Below are 13,258 nucleotides of genomic sequence, written 5' to 3' on the forward strand. Positions count from 1 at the left end.
TCAGGGGCGCATGATCTGCGCCTTCTTGCGCAGCTCTTCGAGATATTTCTGGGCGTTGGGGTTTTCAGGAGGTGCGTTCTTGCCTGCCTTCGCCTTGTCGAGGTCTTCCTGGCGGAACACCATTTCCGCTGCCTGGTCGTCGGACACCTGACGCTGGCTGCATATGGCTATATATTCCACACCCCTGTCGGTCACGCGCGTCGCCGTCGTGTTGCCCTTTGCCTGTTCGACGAGCGGCTTCCACTCTGCCGGAAGTTCGGGAGCCATAACGCGGCCGAGGTCGCGTACCGATACGTCGCGCATCGTTGCGGCAAACACCTTAGCCTGCTCGCAACCTGGATACTTCGACCGCGATGCCTCGGCTTCGCTCTTGCGCTTGCCGACGATGCCCTTCTTGCTGGCGGGGACGACGAAGATCATCTGCTGCAAAATATATTCCGTGGTTTCCGGCTTCTGCTTGTTCTCCATCATGCGGGCAACAAGGTCGGAATTCGACATATGGGCGCTCGAGCCGTAGCGAGCATTGACGAGGCGCGGCCAGCTCATCTGCACGGCAATGAAAGCCTTGAAATGAGCGACACCGACGCCGGCGCGTTCGAGAATCTGCGTCATCTGATCGGTCGTCAGCTTGTTGCCGCTCGCAAACCGCGCGAACGATGCATCGACGTCGTCCTTGGAAACCGACATGCGCACGCGCGCGATTTCCTGCTGCTTCAGTGCTTGGTCGACCAGCTGTTCTTCGGCGGCCTTCGCATCAGCCTTCTGGTGCTGCAGCCGGAGGAATGCCTGGCGCTTGGCGACATCACCGCTGGTTATGGCCGTGCCGTTGACGACCACTCTGACTTCGCTTGCTGCAAAAACTGATCCCGTCTGCGGTGAGGCAAACGCTGCCAACATTGCGAAAGCCGCGCCGGCAATCATTGTTTTGACGGTTCTTTTGGCGCCAATCATCTATCGACCCTTCCCATTGACGCCGCGCATTCACGTCGCGGCGCGCATACCTTCTCGAGACAAACGGGCGTTGCCGCTGTAAATTGAAAACTCAGCATATGCCCTAGATATCAACTGGCGACAATGTCCTGCATAGTCTTACGGCGAAAGAAAGGCCCTTTCTTCCGCCGTACTGCTGAACTCTCCATCAATTCTGGTAGATGGTCGTGTTGGTATCCACCGCGCCGCCGAGGTTGATATCGCCCAGCGTGCGGAAGGTCAACCTGGCGCCAATACTCCAGTCGCTGGCGGTTTCGGCGCTGGTATCACGCTTTTCGCTATATGCGATCGTAAAGATCGTGCATTCGTCCTCATAGGTCAGGCCGAATGTTTTCCTCACGATGGTGTTGTCCTGAAGATCCCAGGCTACGCCGCCAAATACCGACCAATAATCCTTGAACTTAACAGTTCCCTTGGCCTGGATCTCATCGTTGTCCTCCGCAAAGCCATACGCCGGCTGCGCTGAGACATGCGTGTAGATCAGCTGGCTTTGGAGGTTGTCGTTCTGGAAGCCGGCTGTCAAATCGCCGCGACGGAAACCGAGGTTCTTTTCGTCAAGCCGATAGGAGGCCGCGAGGGCGATGCCCTGCGGCGTTTCAATGCCGCCGAGACCGACGAAGTCGGACACGTCGCTCTCCAGACCAGAGTCCGCGCCGACATTCACCAGATCAGCTGTGTCGAAGGAATTCTGGCCGCCGAGCTGGTAGGACTGGCCGAATATGCCGTGCAGCTTGTAACCATTGTCGAACGTGCCAGTGTACTGGAAGCCGACGTTGGCGCGCGTGCCACCCTCGATGCGGTCGTAACCGGCGAACTTGTCACGTTCGAAAAGACTGGTCGCGTCGAACACAAAGCTCTGCGCGTCCTCGTTCGGAAGACCGCCGGCAAGGCGTTCGTCGGGCCGCGCATAGATTTGAACGATGGGTTCGAACAGGTGCGTGCTGTTTGCGGTCGTGCCAAGGATGGGATAGCGCATTTCCAACCCGGCGGTAAACATCGAACGCGTCGCCGCATTGCTGTCGTCGTAGTTGCCGTCATAGACAAACGTGCCAGAGGTCGGCGGAGGTGTCATGTTCAACGCCAAGGCGTCACCGCGCGCAGCGAGCAACGGCGTGATCAGGAAACCCTCAGGCGTCACAAACGTCCGCTTCCATTCCAGTTCGCCCGTCAGACGGGACGTCTGGCCGTCAAGACCACGGAACCGGTCGAATCCTGCGACGCTGTAGAAGTCGTCGTGAGTGCGCGACAGGTTCGTGAAGTTGATATCGGCAGAAAGTTCGCCTCCGGCGAGCGGCTGCGGCGCCACGAAGTGATAGTCCATCACCGGATAGACGATTGCCTGTTGCCTCTCGGCGACGTCGTTTGTATCGGCGTTCTGCACGTCGAAATAGAACGAGCGCAGATCGAAGTAATTCCGCTTGCCGAGACCGGTTAGGTAGACCTGGTTTGTCTTTGTCGAGTAGTCCAGTCCTTTCAGACTATAGGTACGAGAGAAGTTGTTGTCGCTCTGCGCCATGACGTCCCAGCCGAACGCCCAGCGAGGGTTGATCTGGAAATCTCCCTTCGACGCGACAACGCCGCGGAGGTCATTTTCGGCATCACTTGTGCCGGCCGTGAAGGTCTCCGGGCTGAGCTGATTGATACCAGCCATGCGCAACGTGTGCGTGCCGTTTTCAAATCTCTGACGATATTCTGCGTCGAGCAGAAAGCCTTGCGTCGTATAACCTGTGCCCGTGACCGTTAGGTCGCTGCTCGGCGAAATAACGTAGTAATACGGGACGGACAGGCCGAAGCCGAGATTTTGAGCGGTGACAAAACTAGGAAACAGGAAGCCGGACTTCCGCTTCACGGTGTTGTCGGGAACTTCGATCCACGGAACGTAGGCAAGCGGATGACCAAGGAGCTCAAAGCGCGCCTTTTCGAGGCGAATCGTATGCTTGACGCCGTCCTGGATGACCCGTTCAGCCTTGACCTGCCAGAAGGGAGGCCGTTCCGGTTTCTCGGCGCAAGGCAAACACGCAGTATAGACGCCCTTGTTCAGGATCATTTGCGTGCCGCCAACACGCTCACCGGTTTCGGCAACCAGGCGCGTATTGTCGGCGGTTTCGATTCTGAGCGCGTTTACGAAGCCGTTTCCAAAGTCGTCGGTGACGTCAAGCTTGTCGGCGTACATGCGATTGCCGTCGGGGCCAACGAGCTCGACGTTGCCAAGCGCCATCAGGCGCCCGGTCTGCTGATTATACTCGACGCGCTGCGACACCATCTTGTAGCCGGCGTAGTTGATCTGCACGCCGCCAATGGCCGAAACGATCTGCGCGTCCTTGTTATAGACGAGCTCGTTTGCCGACAGAATCAGCTTCTCGTCGCCAGATACGGTCGGCTTCATATTTTGCAGGGCATCCTGTGCGAAGGCAGCAGGAAGGCCGTTGGAATAGGTAGACAGAGCCGCGCCTACGAACAGGGCAACCAACTGTTTACTAAGAGTCTTGCGGTCGCCTGCCGCCACTAGCCATCCTCCTGATGAAGCAGAATTGTTGCACCCAAAGCCAAGGCAACGGTGACCGGAATCCACGTCGCCACGAAAGGCGGGACAACCCCACTGCTTCCGAATGCTTTTACAAGCACGGTGACCACATAAAGCACGAAGCCTGACAGGATTCCACCCAGAATCACCGACCTCGATTGGTTGAACCGGCTAAATTTTAGAGACACTGTTGCAGCAATGAGAGTCATGGCAACAAGCAGCAGTGGCTGGGACAACAATGAATGAAATTGCGTCTCGAGAGCCTTGGTCGGAATCCCAAAGGATTTCGCTGCGTCAATTCGGCTCGAAAGATCAAAAAATCCAACAGTTTCAGGGGCTGTCAGCCTTTGCTGGACGAAATCCTGTTTCAAATTGGTGCGGACTCGCACCTCATCCTTGCGTGCCGCGACTTCGCCCGGACGGCGCTCGACAACATTCTTAAGAAGCCAGTAACCATCTTCCAATTTTGCCGACGCGGCGTCCTGCCTCAGGATGATGTGGTCGGTCGAATCGAAATGCACGAATACCGCATCCATAAGCAGCGTGCCGTTCTCCAGAACCGTATGCGCTCCTATGATGGCATCGTCCCCGCTGCTGATCTGGCGAAGCCACGGAACCTGCGGCGCGGCATTCGTCGCCGAGCCTTCTCCGCGCCAGTTGCTCTCGACGATGGCGGCCTGACGTTGCCCCCATGCTGCCAGCGGATTGAGGACAGTCATGACGAGGACGCCGAGCAAAAAGGCGCCGGCAAGAAAGGGCGACATAAACTGCCAAACCGAGATGCCGGCAGCGCGCGTCACGACCAATTCGTATTTTCTGTTGAGGCCGATCAAAACCGTCATGCCCACAAAGAGGGCAATGAAGGGAACGGTCTGCTGCATAATGAGCGGCAGGCGCACGGCCGTCATCACGAGGCCGCCTGTCACGGTGTAGCCGGGAAGACCGGAGAGGCGGCCAGCCGTCTCGCTGAAATCTACGAGGTAGACGATGCCGATCACGCCGAGAAAGAACCACATTGTGGTCAGCAGATAACGACGGAAGAAATAGCGGCCGAGCGTCCCGAAGATCATGCGCTACCTCCCGCGGAGGGACCTGCCGACCGCCCGAAGCGTCGCAACAGTCTTTGCCAAGCTGCGGCGATGTGGTCGCTCATTGCGGACACGACCGACAGACGCTTGTGATGCGACAGAGACGCGATTGCGAGGAGGCTGGCGATCACGGGAATCGCATAGAGGACACCAATATACTCGGGATCAGTATCGATCTGATTAGCGGCGTAGAATGACGCCCAACGAATCGCGAATGCAAAGATGAGCGCCGCCACCATCGGATGCAGCCGCGCTTCGCGATGGGAGCGCGCGTCACCGGCAATCGCCAGCGAAATCAGCGCAAACACCATCGGCAGAACCCAATCCGTCAGACGGCGGTGCAATTCGGCACGATAACTGCCGGGCTTGGCGATGTAGTCCTTGTCGTTCGGATCCGGATTGAGCAAAAACGGAAGCTCGCGGTCGGATGCTCGAAGCGTTGCCTGACCGCGGTTCTGCGTCAGATCGGACAGGTCGAAGGAGTAGGAATCGAAGCGAATGACGGAGACTTCGCCGGTCTGCGTTTTGCGGTGAACCTCGCCATCATGCATGATGAGCGACGTGCCCTTCTCGTCAACGGCGCCTTCCCGTGCGTAGTAGATGAGCTCGAACGCAGGGTCACGCTCGTCGACGACGAACAAGCCCTTAAGCACACGCCCCGCCAGCCGCTCCGATATCTGCACATAAAGACCGGTATCGATGCGGCGGAAGTTCTTCTCCTCAATAACTGTGGAGAGCAGATCCGCGTAAGCCGCAGCCACCATCTGGCGAACGCCGGTCTTGGCCTTCGGCTCGACGACGTTGTCCACCAGAAAGGAAAAGACGCTGATAACCGCGGCGAGGATAAGAATCGGGCGCAGGATGATGCCGCGCTTGGCACCGGCCGCATCGATGACGGTCAGCTCCGAATCGTTGTTCATCGTCGTCAGCGTCTGCGTGACACCAATGACAATTGCGAACGGCAGCACGATCGGAATGATCGATGGAAGGATCAACGTCGCCAGCTTGGCAAACGACCCCATCGACTGGCCGCTGTCGGTTACCAGATTGACGCGCTGCAGAACCTGAGTCGTCCAAATGATCGCGAGCACCGGCAACAGGGCAACGAGAAACATCTGGCCAACACGCCGGAGTATATATGTTTCAAGCAGTTTCATTCATGCCCTTGAACGCCATTTGCGAACCGATGCCGCTATGCAGCGAAATCCATCTACGCTCTTTGGTTCGCTTTTGCGACAAGCCAGCGTCGAAAATTCATTCAAATTTCAGATTTTTTTTTGCCCTGTGGCGAATCGGTGAGAGCAAGTAGACCTGCGAAGATAACAATGGACGAAAGCCATCCGAGGATCACGTCGGAAAGATAGTGCGCGCCGAAAGCAACCCGCATGGCGGGTGCCAGAAACGAGACCGCGGCAAGGGGGAGGGCAAGGGCGGAACGCGCTGGCTGCGGTATCAGGAAAATGAGACAGAAGACCCAGCCGGCGCCTGCCGCTTCGCCGGAAACGAAGGAGCAGTTCGACATGCATTTTCCGGCCATGGAGCCTGCCTGTACGAAGTCGAGGTAGCCGCCGAAATCGAGCGTCTGCCAAGGCCGCGGTCTGCCCCAGTGTGCCTTGAGGAGGAAATTCACCAGGATCACCGGGCCGATGATTAACGAGGCGAGAGCGACCTTGAATGTGCGGGCGCGTGCGACATTGAAGGTGGCTCCACAGTGCCAATAGCACGCCGCTAGTTTCCACAGCATCATGGGGGCGATGAGATACGGCAGCCGAAAAAAGAGAATTCGCAGCAGCCCGAGGTAGGTTTCTTGCCGGTAGGGAAAATACCCGCAGGCTCCGCCAACAGTGGCTGCGGCCTTGCAGGCTTCCTGCACAAAAAAGTGTTTAGATGCGTGGATATCGATCTGGGGAAAGACATTGAACAGCAGAAGCAGCAGCCACCAGAGACAGAGCAGGCCGATAAATGCACGGGCGGGAGCGTCGTTCAATGCAGCAAAACGCCAAGTTGCTCGTGCCCTCGATAATCCTAATGTCGAAATCACCATGCAATTCCTGTGGACTCAATTCCACCAGAGGAATATGCGCCAATGATGACATCCCTTTAACGAGTTCGCGGCTAGTCAAGCTGCCACATCGTCGGGCCAAAGACTTGTCTTCGGGGGTGAAACCCGAAATGATCGGGTGGAGCGGATTTAGGAAAATCCCACTGGAGAAGATATGTCAGCCAAGTTCGATATTTCATTTGAGACGTCCGCCGATATCGTCGGTGGCTACGCGATTCTGCTCCAGGCAGGCGGAGCGGATCTTGCCGCCGGAGCCAAGGTCGCTGACCCCGCTGGCGTGATCGCCAGAGCCGCAAAGATCGCCGGCTTCTCCGCCAAGCCGACGACCGTATTGGATCTCGTTGCTCCCGAAGGTTCAGCTGCCGAGCGGCTTATTGTTGTCGGCCTCGGCAAGCCGGAGGAACTGACCGCTCACGATTGGCTGAAGGCCGGTGGTGTCGCTGCGTCCAAGATCAAGAAGGCCGAAAAGGTCGCGATCTTCGTCGATGCGCCAGGTGCCGGCGTTGGCGCCAAAGAGGCGGCGGATTTTGCGCTTGGAATGCTGTTGCGTGCCTACAGCTTCGACACTTACAAGACCAAAAAGAAGGACGAGGACGGCAATAACCGGAATGGACGGGTGGCGGTGACGATCGTTATCGCCAATGCGACCGATGCCGCCGAGGCCTTCAGGGTCTCCGAAGCTGTCGCCGCAGGGGTCAATCTGGCCCGCGATCTCGTGAATGAGCCGCCGAATGTTCTGGGTCCTGTGGAGTTCGCAGCCAAGGCAAGCGACCTGGAAAAGCTCGGCGTTGAGGTTGAAATCCTCACCGAGAAGGAGATGCAGAAGCTTGGTATGGGTGCGCTGCTAGGCGTGGCGCAAGGCTCCGTCAGGCCTCCGCGACTGGCCGTCATGCAGTGGAAAGGCGGCAAGAGCGGTGAAAGCCCGATCGCCTTCATTGGCAAGGGCGTCGTTTTTGACACCGGTGGCATCTCGATCAAGCCCGCGGCCGGCATGGAGGAAATGAAAGGCGACATGGGTGGCGCTGCGGCCGTCACCGGCCTGATGCATGTCCTCGCGGCGCGCAAGGCGGCCGTGAACGCCGTGGGCATCATCGGCCTCGTCGAGAACATGCCCGACGGAAACGCCCAGCGCCCCGGCGACATCGTCACCTCGATGTCTGGCCAGACGATCGAGGTCATCAATACCGATGCCGAGGGCCGGCTCGTGCTCTGTGATGCGCTCTGGTATTGCAACGACCGCTTCAAGCCCAAATTCATGATCAATTTGGCAACCTTGACGGGCGCGATTCTTGTTGCGCTCGGCAACGTCCATGCCGGTTTGTTCTCGAATGATGACGAGCTCTCAGAGCAACTGACTGCGGCTGGGCTGACGACGAGCGAGAAGCTCTGGCGCATGCCGCTCGGTAAAGAATATGACAAGCTGATCGACAGCAAGTTCGCCGACATGAAGAACACGGGCGGCCGCCATGCGGGCTCGATCACTGCGGCTCATTTCCTGAAACGGTTTGTGCAGGACACGCCTTGGGCGCACCTCGACATCGCGGGAACAGCAATGGGCTCACCGCAGGACGAGATCAATCAGTCCTGGGGTTCCGGCTACGGTGTGCGCCTGCTTGATGAGCTGGTGCGTGCCAACTACGAGTCATGACGGAAGTCCTGTTCTATCATCTGACGGAATCCAAGCTGGAGGACGCCCTTCCGCCGCTGCTCGAAAAAAGCCTCGAGCGCGGCTGGCGGGTTGCCGTGCAGGTGAAGGATGCGGCGCGGCGCGACCTGCTCGATCAGCATCTCTGGACATTTCGGGAGGATAGCTTCCTGCCGCATGGCACGGACGAGGGGGACTTCGCAGTAAATCAGCCGGTTCTCCTCACCGTTTCCGAAGCGAATGCCAACGCCGCGACAGTTCGGTTTATCGTCGATGCCGCAGAGCCACCGCCGGTCGAAACCTATCAGCGGATCGTTTTCATGTTCGATGGCTACGACCAGGAGCAGCTGGAAGGTGCCCGCGCGCAATGGAGGAAGCTGAAAGGTGAGGGGCACAGCCTGACATACTGGCAGCAAACACCCGAGGGGCGATGGGAGAAGAAGGCTTGAACTTTACTGGCCCAGGCCGGAAGCTACCACGACCTCATCGATGAAAGCCTGCTTTGCCCTGGTATATTGCGCGCGGCTTTCTGCATGCTCGCCGGCCAATCCAACCTTCAGTTGCTCGTAGGCACGTGCGAGCCGCGCATCGCCGCGCAGGGCGTCGCGAAAGGCGATCATCCGCTTCCAGTTGTCGCCGCGATACTCCACGACATGGACCAGATGGGTGCGGCTTTCATTTTTGATGCCGCGGCCGAAAATATGGTCATCAGGAACGATGTTGCCACCGGCATAGTCATAGCCGATTGCTTCCATGGCGCCGATGCAGCACAAGCCATCGTCCAAATGCTTGACACCGACAAGTATGTCGATGATCGGCTTCGCCTTGATGCCAGGAATGGCGGTGCTGCCGACGTGCTGAATACCGATCGCGATGTCCCCGAGCGCCTGTCGGATGGCGTGTGCCTCGTTGGCATAGGCTTGTTGCCACAGGGTATTGGGTTCGGCGAGAGAAACCGTCATATTCTTCAAGCCAAGACCGTAAGACGCATCGTCTCGCATGCCGAACCTCCGTGACAGACCGTGAGCCCTTCACAATATTAGGAGGTTCGGCACGTTTCTATCAATCGTGAAACGCGTCGACGAATTTGCGCTTGCCGAGCATGAAGGCATCGGCAACATGGCGAAGAGGCGCGAGATCGACGTCGGACTTGCCGGCTTTGACGATTTCGGCGAAGCGACGGTAGAGCGCGGGGTATTCCTCTTCCGGCGCCGAGAATTTCAATTCGCCATTGATCGACAGCTTGGATCCGCCTTCAGCAAGCTGCACATGGCCGGCTTCGGTTTCCGCGAGGATGTCCCAGCTCTGCTTGCCCGTCTGTCGCCAGTCGAACTCGGCATGAACAGGCAGGTCGTCAGCGTTCTTGAAATGCAGATCGGCAGCAATCGGCGCGTCGCGATTTTCCGGAAATTCGAGCGTTGCGCCCGTCAGGAAGATTGCTTTCGGCAGAATGTGCGTGACGATTGAAAGGGCGTTGATTCCCGGGTCGAAAACGCCAAGACCACCGGCCTGCCAGATCCAGTCCTGGTTCGGATGCCAATGGCGAACGTCTTCCTTCCAGATGACGTGAACGCTCTTGATCGTCGTCGACGCGAGGAAGGACTTCGTGGCTTCGACGGCCGCTGCATAGCGCGAATGCCAGCTCGCAAACAGCGAAACGCCCTTGCTTGCAGCGAGACTTTCAAGATCGGCCACTTCGCTCAGCGTCGCGCCCGGAGGCTTTTCGAGGAAGACGTGCTTGCCGGCAGAAAGCGCCTTGTGGGCGGCTTCGTAGCGATACTGCGGCGGCATGCAGAGCGAAACGGCATCGACCGCCGGGACTGCATCGAGCATTGCATCGATCGTGGTGAAGCTCTGGATGCCTTCGACAGTGCCGTGACGGCTCGCCGTTGCAATGAGCTTGAAGTCGGGATTCTTGGCGATCGAGGGAAGGTGCTGGTCGCGGACGATCTTGCCGACGCCGACGATGGCGAGGTTGATAGGTGACATGCTGGTGGCTCGCGTTCGGTGTTTCGCTCAAAAGTATGATTTATTTTGCGCCTGTTTTAGCAGAAAGAAACCGGCGGGCAAGCGTCGATCGGCCCCATCAGAGAGACGCCATCTCGGCGGGCGCTGTCGGCTTCTCGAACTGCAGCGTTACGACCTTATACCCCTCGGCCTCGAGCGTTGAAAGAAGCGTCGGCAGCATTGTCGCGGTGCGATTGTGGATGTCGTGCATGAGAATGATGCCGCGGCCGCGCCTGTGCAGCAGGTCCATCGTCCGCTTGGTTATGGCCGCAGGCGATGTGTTGAGGTAGTCCTTGCTGTCCACATCCACATCCATCACGACCATGTCGCGCATTGCAACGGCGGCGCGAAGCTTGTGGCTGTCGGCAAGGTATGGAAAGCGAAAAAAGTTGACGTCGACACCGGTCGCGTTGGTGACGGCTGCCGCGCCGCGCGTGATCTCATTCATCGCCATGTCGAAGGCCAGCGTCGCCAGATTGTCGTGCCGGTAAGTGTGGCTGCCGATCGCGTTGCCTTCCATGGCGACCTTGCGAGCAAGCTCCGGATGCAGTTCCGCCAATTCGCCGACCATCATGAAAGCGCCCTTGACGCCAAACTGGTCCAGTGTCGCGAGCACGCGGTCCGTCCGGCCAGGAATGGGGCCGTCATCGAAGCTGAGGATGACCTCCTTGTCGTGCAAGTGCAGGTCGTGAATGGAAGCGACCGTCAATGTTCGGCCGGCGAGGTGAAGGGGGCGCGTGTCGTGAGACATTTGGGGTAGACGACCTTCCGTTTCCGCTATCTGGCTGCCTTCCTGTGCGACGATGGAGGAGGTCTTGATCGTGGTGTCTGGCGCAGGCGCAGGCCGCTTGGTGGTTTGGCAGCCGGCCAGGGCCACGCTCAAGATGAGACTGGAAAGGAAGGCGAAGCGATGCATGAAAAGGGCTCAACAAATCAGTCATGAATGTTGAGACAACCTTGATGATTATGGTTAACGATCGGTTTCGATCGCCCCGAGATTGCCGAATAGTGCTTCATCCGACAAGCTTCCGCCGCCGGCTGTGCCTATCCCGCCATGGCTTCTTCGTATTCCGACGAAAGCTCCAGCCACTGCTCTTCAGCAGCCGCGAGCTTTGCGGCGGCTTCGCCGCGCTGCTTGGCTTTTTCGGCAGCCTTCGCGGGCGCCTTTTCATAGAGCAGCGGATCTGCAAGTTCTGCATCAAGCGCCTGAATCAGTTTCTCCAGCTTGCCGGTCAAGGATTCGATTTCGTTGATCTTTTTCTTGAGCGGCGCAAGCGACGCGCGTTTCTCGGCATTCAGCTTGCGCTGGTCCGCCTTCGAGGCGAACTCTTCAGCGAGTTGAGGCTTTTCATCTTTCTTTTTGCCCGACGCGACAACGAGGTCGCGATACTCGTCCATATCGCCTTCGAAAGTCGTCACGGTACCATTGTTGACGAGCCACAATCGATCGACCGTCGCCTCGATGAGATGGCGATCGTGCGAGATCAGGATGACGGCACCCTCGTAGTCATTGAGCGCTTCGATGAGTGCCCGCCGGCTGTCGATGTCGAGGTGGTTTGTGGGCTCGTCGAGAATCAGCAAATTCGGCGCGTGGAAGGCAGCGAGACCCATCAGCAAGCGGGCCTTCTCGCCACCGGAGAGATCCTTTGCCGCGGTGGACATCTTTTCGGTTGCAAGGCCCATCTGGGCGACGCGCGCTCGCACCTTCGCTTCCGGCGCGTCCGGCATCAAGCGGCGCACATGCTCGACGGGTGACTGGTCGGGGATCAGATCCTCGAGTTGATGCTGCGCGAAGAAGCCGATCTTCAGGTTCGGCGCGAGCTTGACTTCTCCCGTCTCTGCTGACAGGCGACCGGAAATGAATTTCGCGAACGTGGATTTGCCGTTGCCGTTAGAGCCCAGCAGTGCGATGCGATCGTCGTTGTCGATGCGCAGGTTCAGGCCTCTCAAGATCGGCTTGCCGGGCTCATAGCCGACCGCGCCGCCGCTGATGGCAACGATCGGGGAGGCCGGCTGCCTTTCCGGCTCCGGGAAGGTGATCGGCTGGACGTGATCCTCGATGACGGCGGCCACCGTGCCCATGCGCTCCAGCGCCTTGACGCGGCTCTGCGCCTGGCGCGCCTTTGAAGCCTTTGCCTTGAAGCGGTCGATGAAACTCTGCAAGTGTTTGCGCGCAACCTCGTTCTTTGCCCGTGCCTTGGTCTGCAACTCGTCAGCTTCGGCCTTTTGCCGTTCGAACTGGTCGTATCCGCCGCGATAGAAGGTGAGCTTCTTCTGGTCGAGATGAACGATCGAGTTGACGGCGTTGTTCAGCAGGTCCCGGTCGTGGCTGATGATGATGACCGTATGCGGATAACGGCGCACATAGTCCTCGAGCCACAACGTGCCTTCGAGGTCGAGATAGTTGGTCGGTTCGTCGAGGAGCAGCAGGTCGGGCTCGGAGAATAGGACGGCCGCGAGGGCGACGCGCATCCGCCAGCCGCCCGAGAAGGACGAGGCCGATCGCGACTGCGCTTCCTGATCGAAGCCGAGGCCCGCGAGGATGCTGGCGGCACGCGCTTCCGCTGAATGCGCGTCGATATCGACCAGTCGCATCTGGATTTCGGCGATGCGGTGCGGATCTGTGGCATTTTCCGCCTCCACCAGCAACGCCGAGCGCTCCTTGTCGGCTGCCAGTACGATTTCAATCAGCGCGTCTTCCGTTCCCGGTGCTTCCTGCGCCACCTGACCGATGCGAGCATTTTTCGGGATCGATATCGAACCGCTTTCCGAAGCCAAATCGCCGGTGATGACCCGAAAAAGCGTGGACTTGCCCGCACCGTTGCGGCCGACCAGTCCGGCCTTTGCGCCGGCCGGCAACGAAACGCTGGCGTGATCGAGAAGCAGGCGGCCGGCAACACGTGCGGAAATATCGGAAATCGTGATCATGCGCCGGGTTTTGG

At 58.7% G+C, this 13,258-nt stretch carries 11 protein-coding genes; 2 read left to right on the forward strand and 9 right to left on the reverse strand.

Going from position 1 to position 13,258, the window contains the following annotated elements:
- From WGT02_RS07950 to WGT02_RS07970, 5 genes are all read right to left on the reverse strand, one after another.
- Nucleotides 1–951 carry a peptidylprolyl isomerase gene (locus WGT02_RS07950; protein ID WP_024316478.1) on the reverse strand — a complete coding sequence of 317 codons (951 nt, stop codon included), beginning with the start codon at nt 949–951 and terminating at the stop codon, nt 1–3.
- 187 nt (nt 952–1,138) lie between these two features.
- Nucleotides 1,139–3,496, reverse strand: a complete 2,358-nt coding sequence (locus WGT02_RS07955; protein ID WP_024316479.1) for an LPS-assembly protein LptD — start codon at nt 3,494–3,496, stop codon at nt 1,139–1,141.
- Complete coding sequence (gene lptG / locus WGT02_RS07960; RefSeq protein WP_208248402.1) at nt 3,496–4,584, reverse strand: LPS export ABC transporter permease LptG; 1,089 nt, start codon at nt 4,582–4,584, stop codon at nt 3,496–3,498. The genes WGT02_RS07955 and lptG overlap by 1 nt, the downstream gene beginning before the upstream one ends.
- Complete coding sequence (gene lptF, locus WGT02_RS07965; RefSeq protein ID WP_024316481.1) at nt 4,581–5,759, reverse strand: LPS export ABC transporter permease LptF; 1,179 nt, start codon at nt 5,757–5,759, stop codon at nt 4,581–4,583. Before lptF ends, lptG begins: the two co-directional genes overlap by 4 nt.
- A 101-nt stretch (nt 5,760–5,860) precedes the next feature.
- Nucleotides 5,861–6,589, reverse strand: coding sequence for a phosphatase PAP2 family protein (locus WGT02_RS07970; RefSeq protein ID WP_225039590.1), 729 nt, complete (start codon nt 6,587–6,589; stop codon nt 5,861–5,863).
- Nucleotides 6,590–6,818: 229 nt separating this feature from the next.
- Between WGT02_RS07970 and WGT02_RS07975 the strand changes: the two genes are divergently transcribed.
- Together WGT02_RS07975 and WGT02_RS07980 are read left to right on the forward strand one after the other, a co-directional pair.
- Complete coding sequence (locus WGT02_RS07975; RefSeq protein WP_024316483.1) at nt 6,819–8,312, forward strand: leucyl aminopeptidase; 1,494 nt, start codon at nt 6,819–6,821, stop codon at nt 8,310–8,312.
- Nucleotides 8,309–8,758, forward strand: coding sequence for a DNA polymerase III subunit chi (locus tag WGT02_RS07980; protein ID WP_024316484.1), 450 nt, complete (start codon nt 8,309–8,311; stop codon nt 8,756–8,758). The genes WGT02_RS07975 and WGT02_RS07980 overlap by 4 nt, the downstream gene beginning before the upstream one ends.
- Nucleotides 8,759–8,761: 3 nt before the next feature.
- On the opposite strand, the gene WGT02_RS07985 is transcribed toward WGT02_RS07980, so the two are convergent.
- The 4 genes from WGT02_RS07985 to WGT02_RS08000 all read right to left on the reverse strand — a co-directional run bounded on the left by WGT02_RS07985 (nt 8,762) and on the right by WGT02_RS08000 (nt 13,244).
- Nucleotides 8,762–9,310: a GrpB family protein gene (locus WGT02_RS07985; RefSeq protein ID WP_208248398.1), complete on the reverse strand. Its 549-nt coding sequence runs from the start codon at nt 9,308–9,310 to the stop codon at nt 8,762–8,764.
- Nucleotides 9,311–9,371: 61 nt separating this feature from the next.
- Entirely contained in the window at nt 9,372–10,298 is a 927-nt protein-coding gene (locus WGT02_RS07990; protein WP_208248396.1) for a Gfo/Idh/MocA family protein, read from the reverse strand.
- A gap of 97 nt (nt 10,299–10,395) precedes the next feature.
- Complete coding sequence (locus tag WGT02_RS07995; protein WP_208248394.1) at nt 10,396–11,232, reverse strand: polysaccharide deacetylase family protein; 837 nt, start codon at nt 11,230–11,232, stop codon at nt 10,396–10,398.
- A 128-nt stretch (nt 11,233–11,360) separates the two neighbouring features.
- Complete coding sequence (locus WGT02_RS08000) at nt 11,361–13,244, reverse strand: ABC-F family ATP-binding cassette domain-containing protein (RefSeq protein WP_208248393.1); 1,884 nt, start codon at nt 13,242–13,244, stop codon at nt 11,361–11,363.
- Nucleotides 13,245–13,258 lie beyond the last annotated feature (14 nt).

This window comes from Rhizobium sp. T1470 (assembly GCF_042140505.1).
In the GTDB taxonomy this organism is placed as follows: Bacteria; Pseudomonadota; Alphaproteobacteria; order Rhizobiales; family Rhizobiaceae; genus Rhizobium; species Rhizobium favelukesii.

Excerpts from the sequence above, each read along its gene's own strand:
- WGT02_RS07950 (WP_024316478.1), bottom strand. The coding sequence starts at position 951 with ATGATTGGCGCCAAAAGAACCGTCAAAACAATGATTGCCGGCGCGGCT.
- WGT02_RS08000 (WP_208248393.1), bottom strand. The coding sequence starts at position 13,244 with ATGATCACGATTTCCGATATTTCCGCACGTGTTGCCGGCCGCCTGCTT.
- WGT02_RS07980 (WP_024316484.1), top strand. The coding sequence starts at position 8,309 with ATGACGGAAGTCCTGTTCTATCATCTGACGGAATCCAAGCTGGAGGAC.
- WGT02_RS07975 (WP_024316483.1), top strand. The coding sequence starts at position 6,819 with ATGTCAGCCAAGTTCGATATTTCATTTGAGACGTCCGCCGATATCGTC.
- WGT02_RS07985 (WP_208248398.1), bottom strand. The coding sequence starts at position 9,310 with ATGCGAGACGATGCGTCTTACGGTCTTGGCTTGAAGAATATGACGGTT.
- lptG (WP_208248402.1), bottom strand. The coding sequence starts at position 4,584 with ATGATCTTCGGGACGCTCGGCCGCTATTTCTTCCGTCGTTATCTGCTG.
- lptF (WP_024316481.1), bottom strand. The coding sequence starts at position 5,759 with ATGAAACTGCTTGAAACATATATACTCCGGCGTGTTGGCCAGATGTTT.
- WGT02_RS07990 (WP_208248396.1), bottom strand. The coding sequence starts at position 10,298 with ATGTCACCTATCAACCTCGCCATCGTCGGCGTCGGCAAGATCGTCCGC.
- WGT02_RS07995 (WP_208248394.1), bottom strand. The coding sequence starts at position 11,232 with ATGCATCGCTTCGCCTTCCTTTCCAGTCTCATCTTGAGCGTGGCCCTG.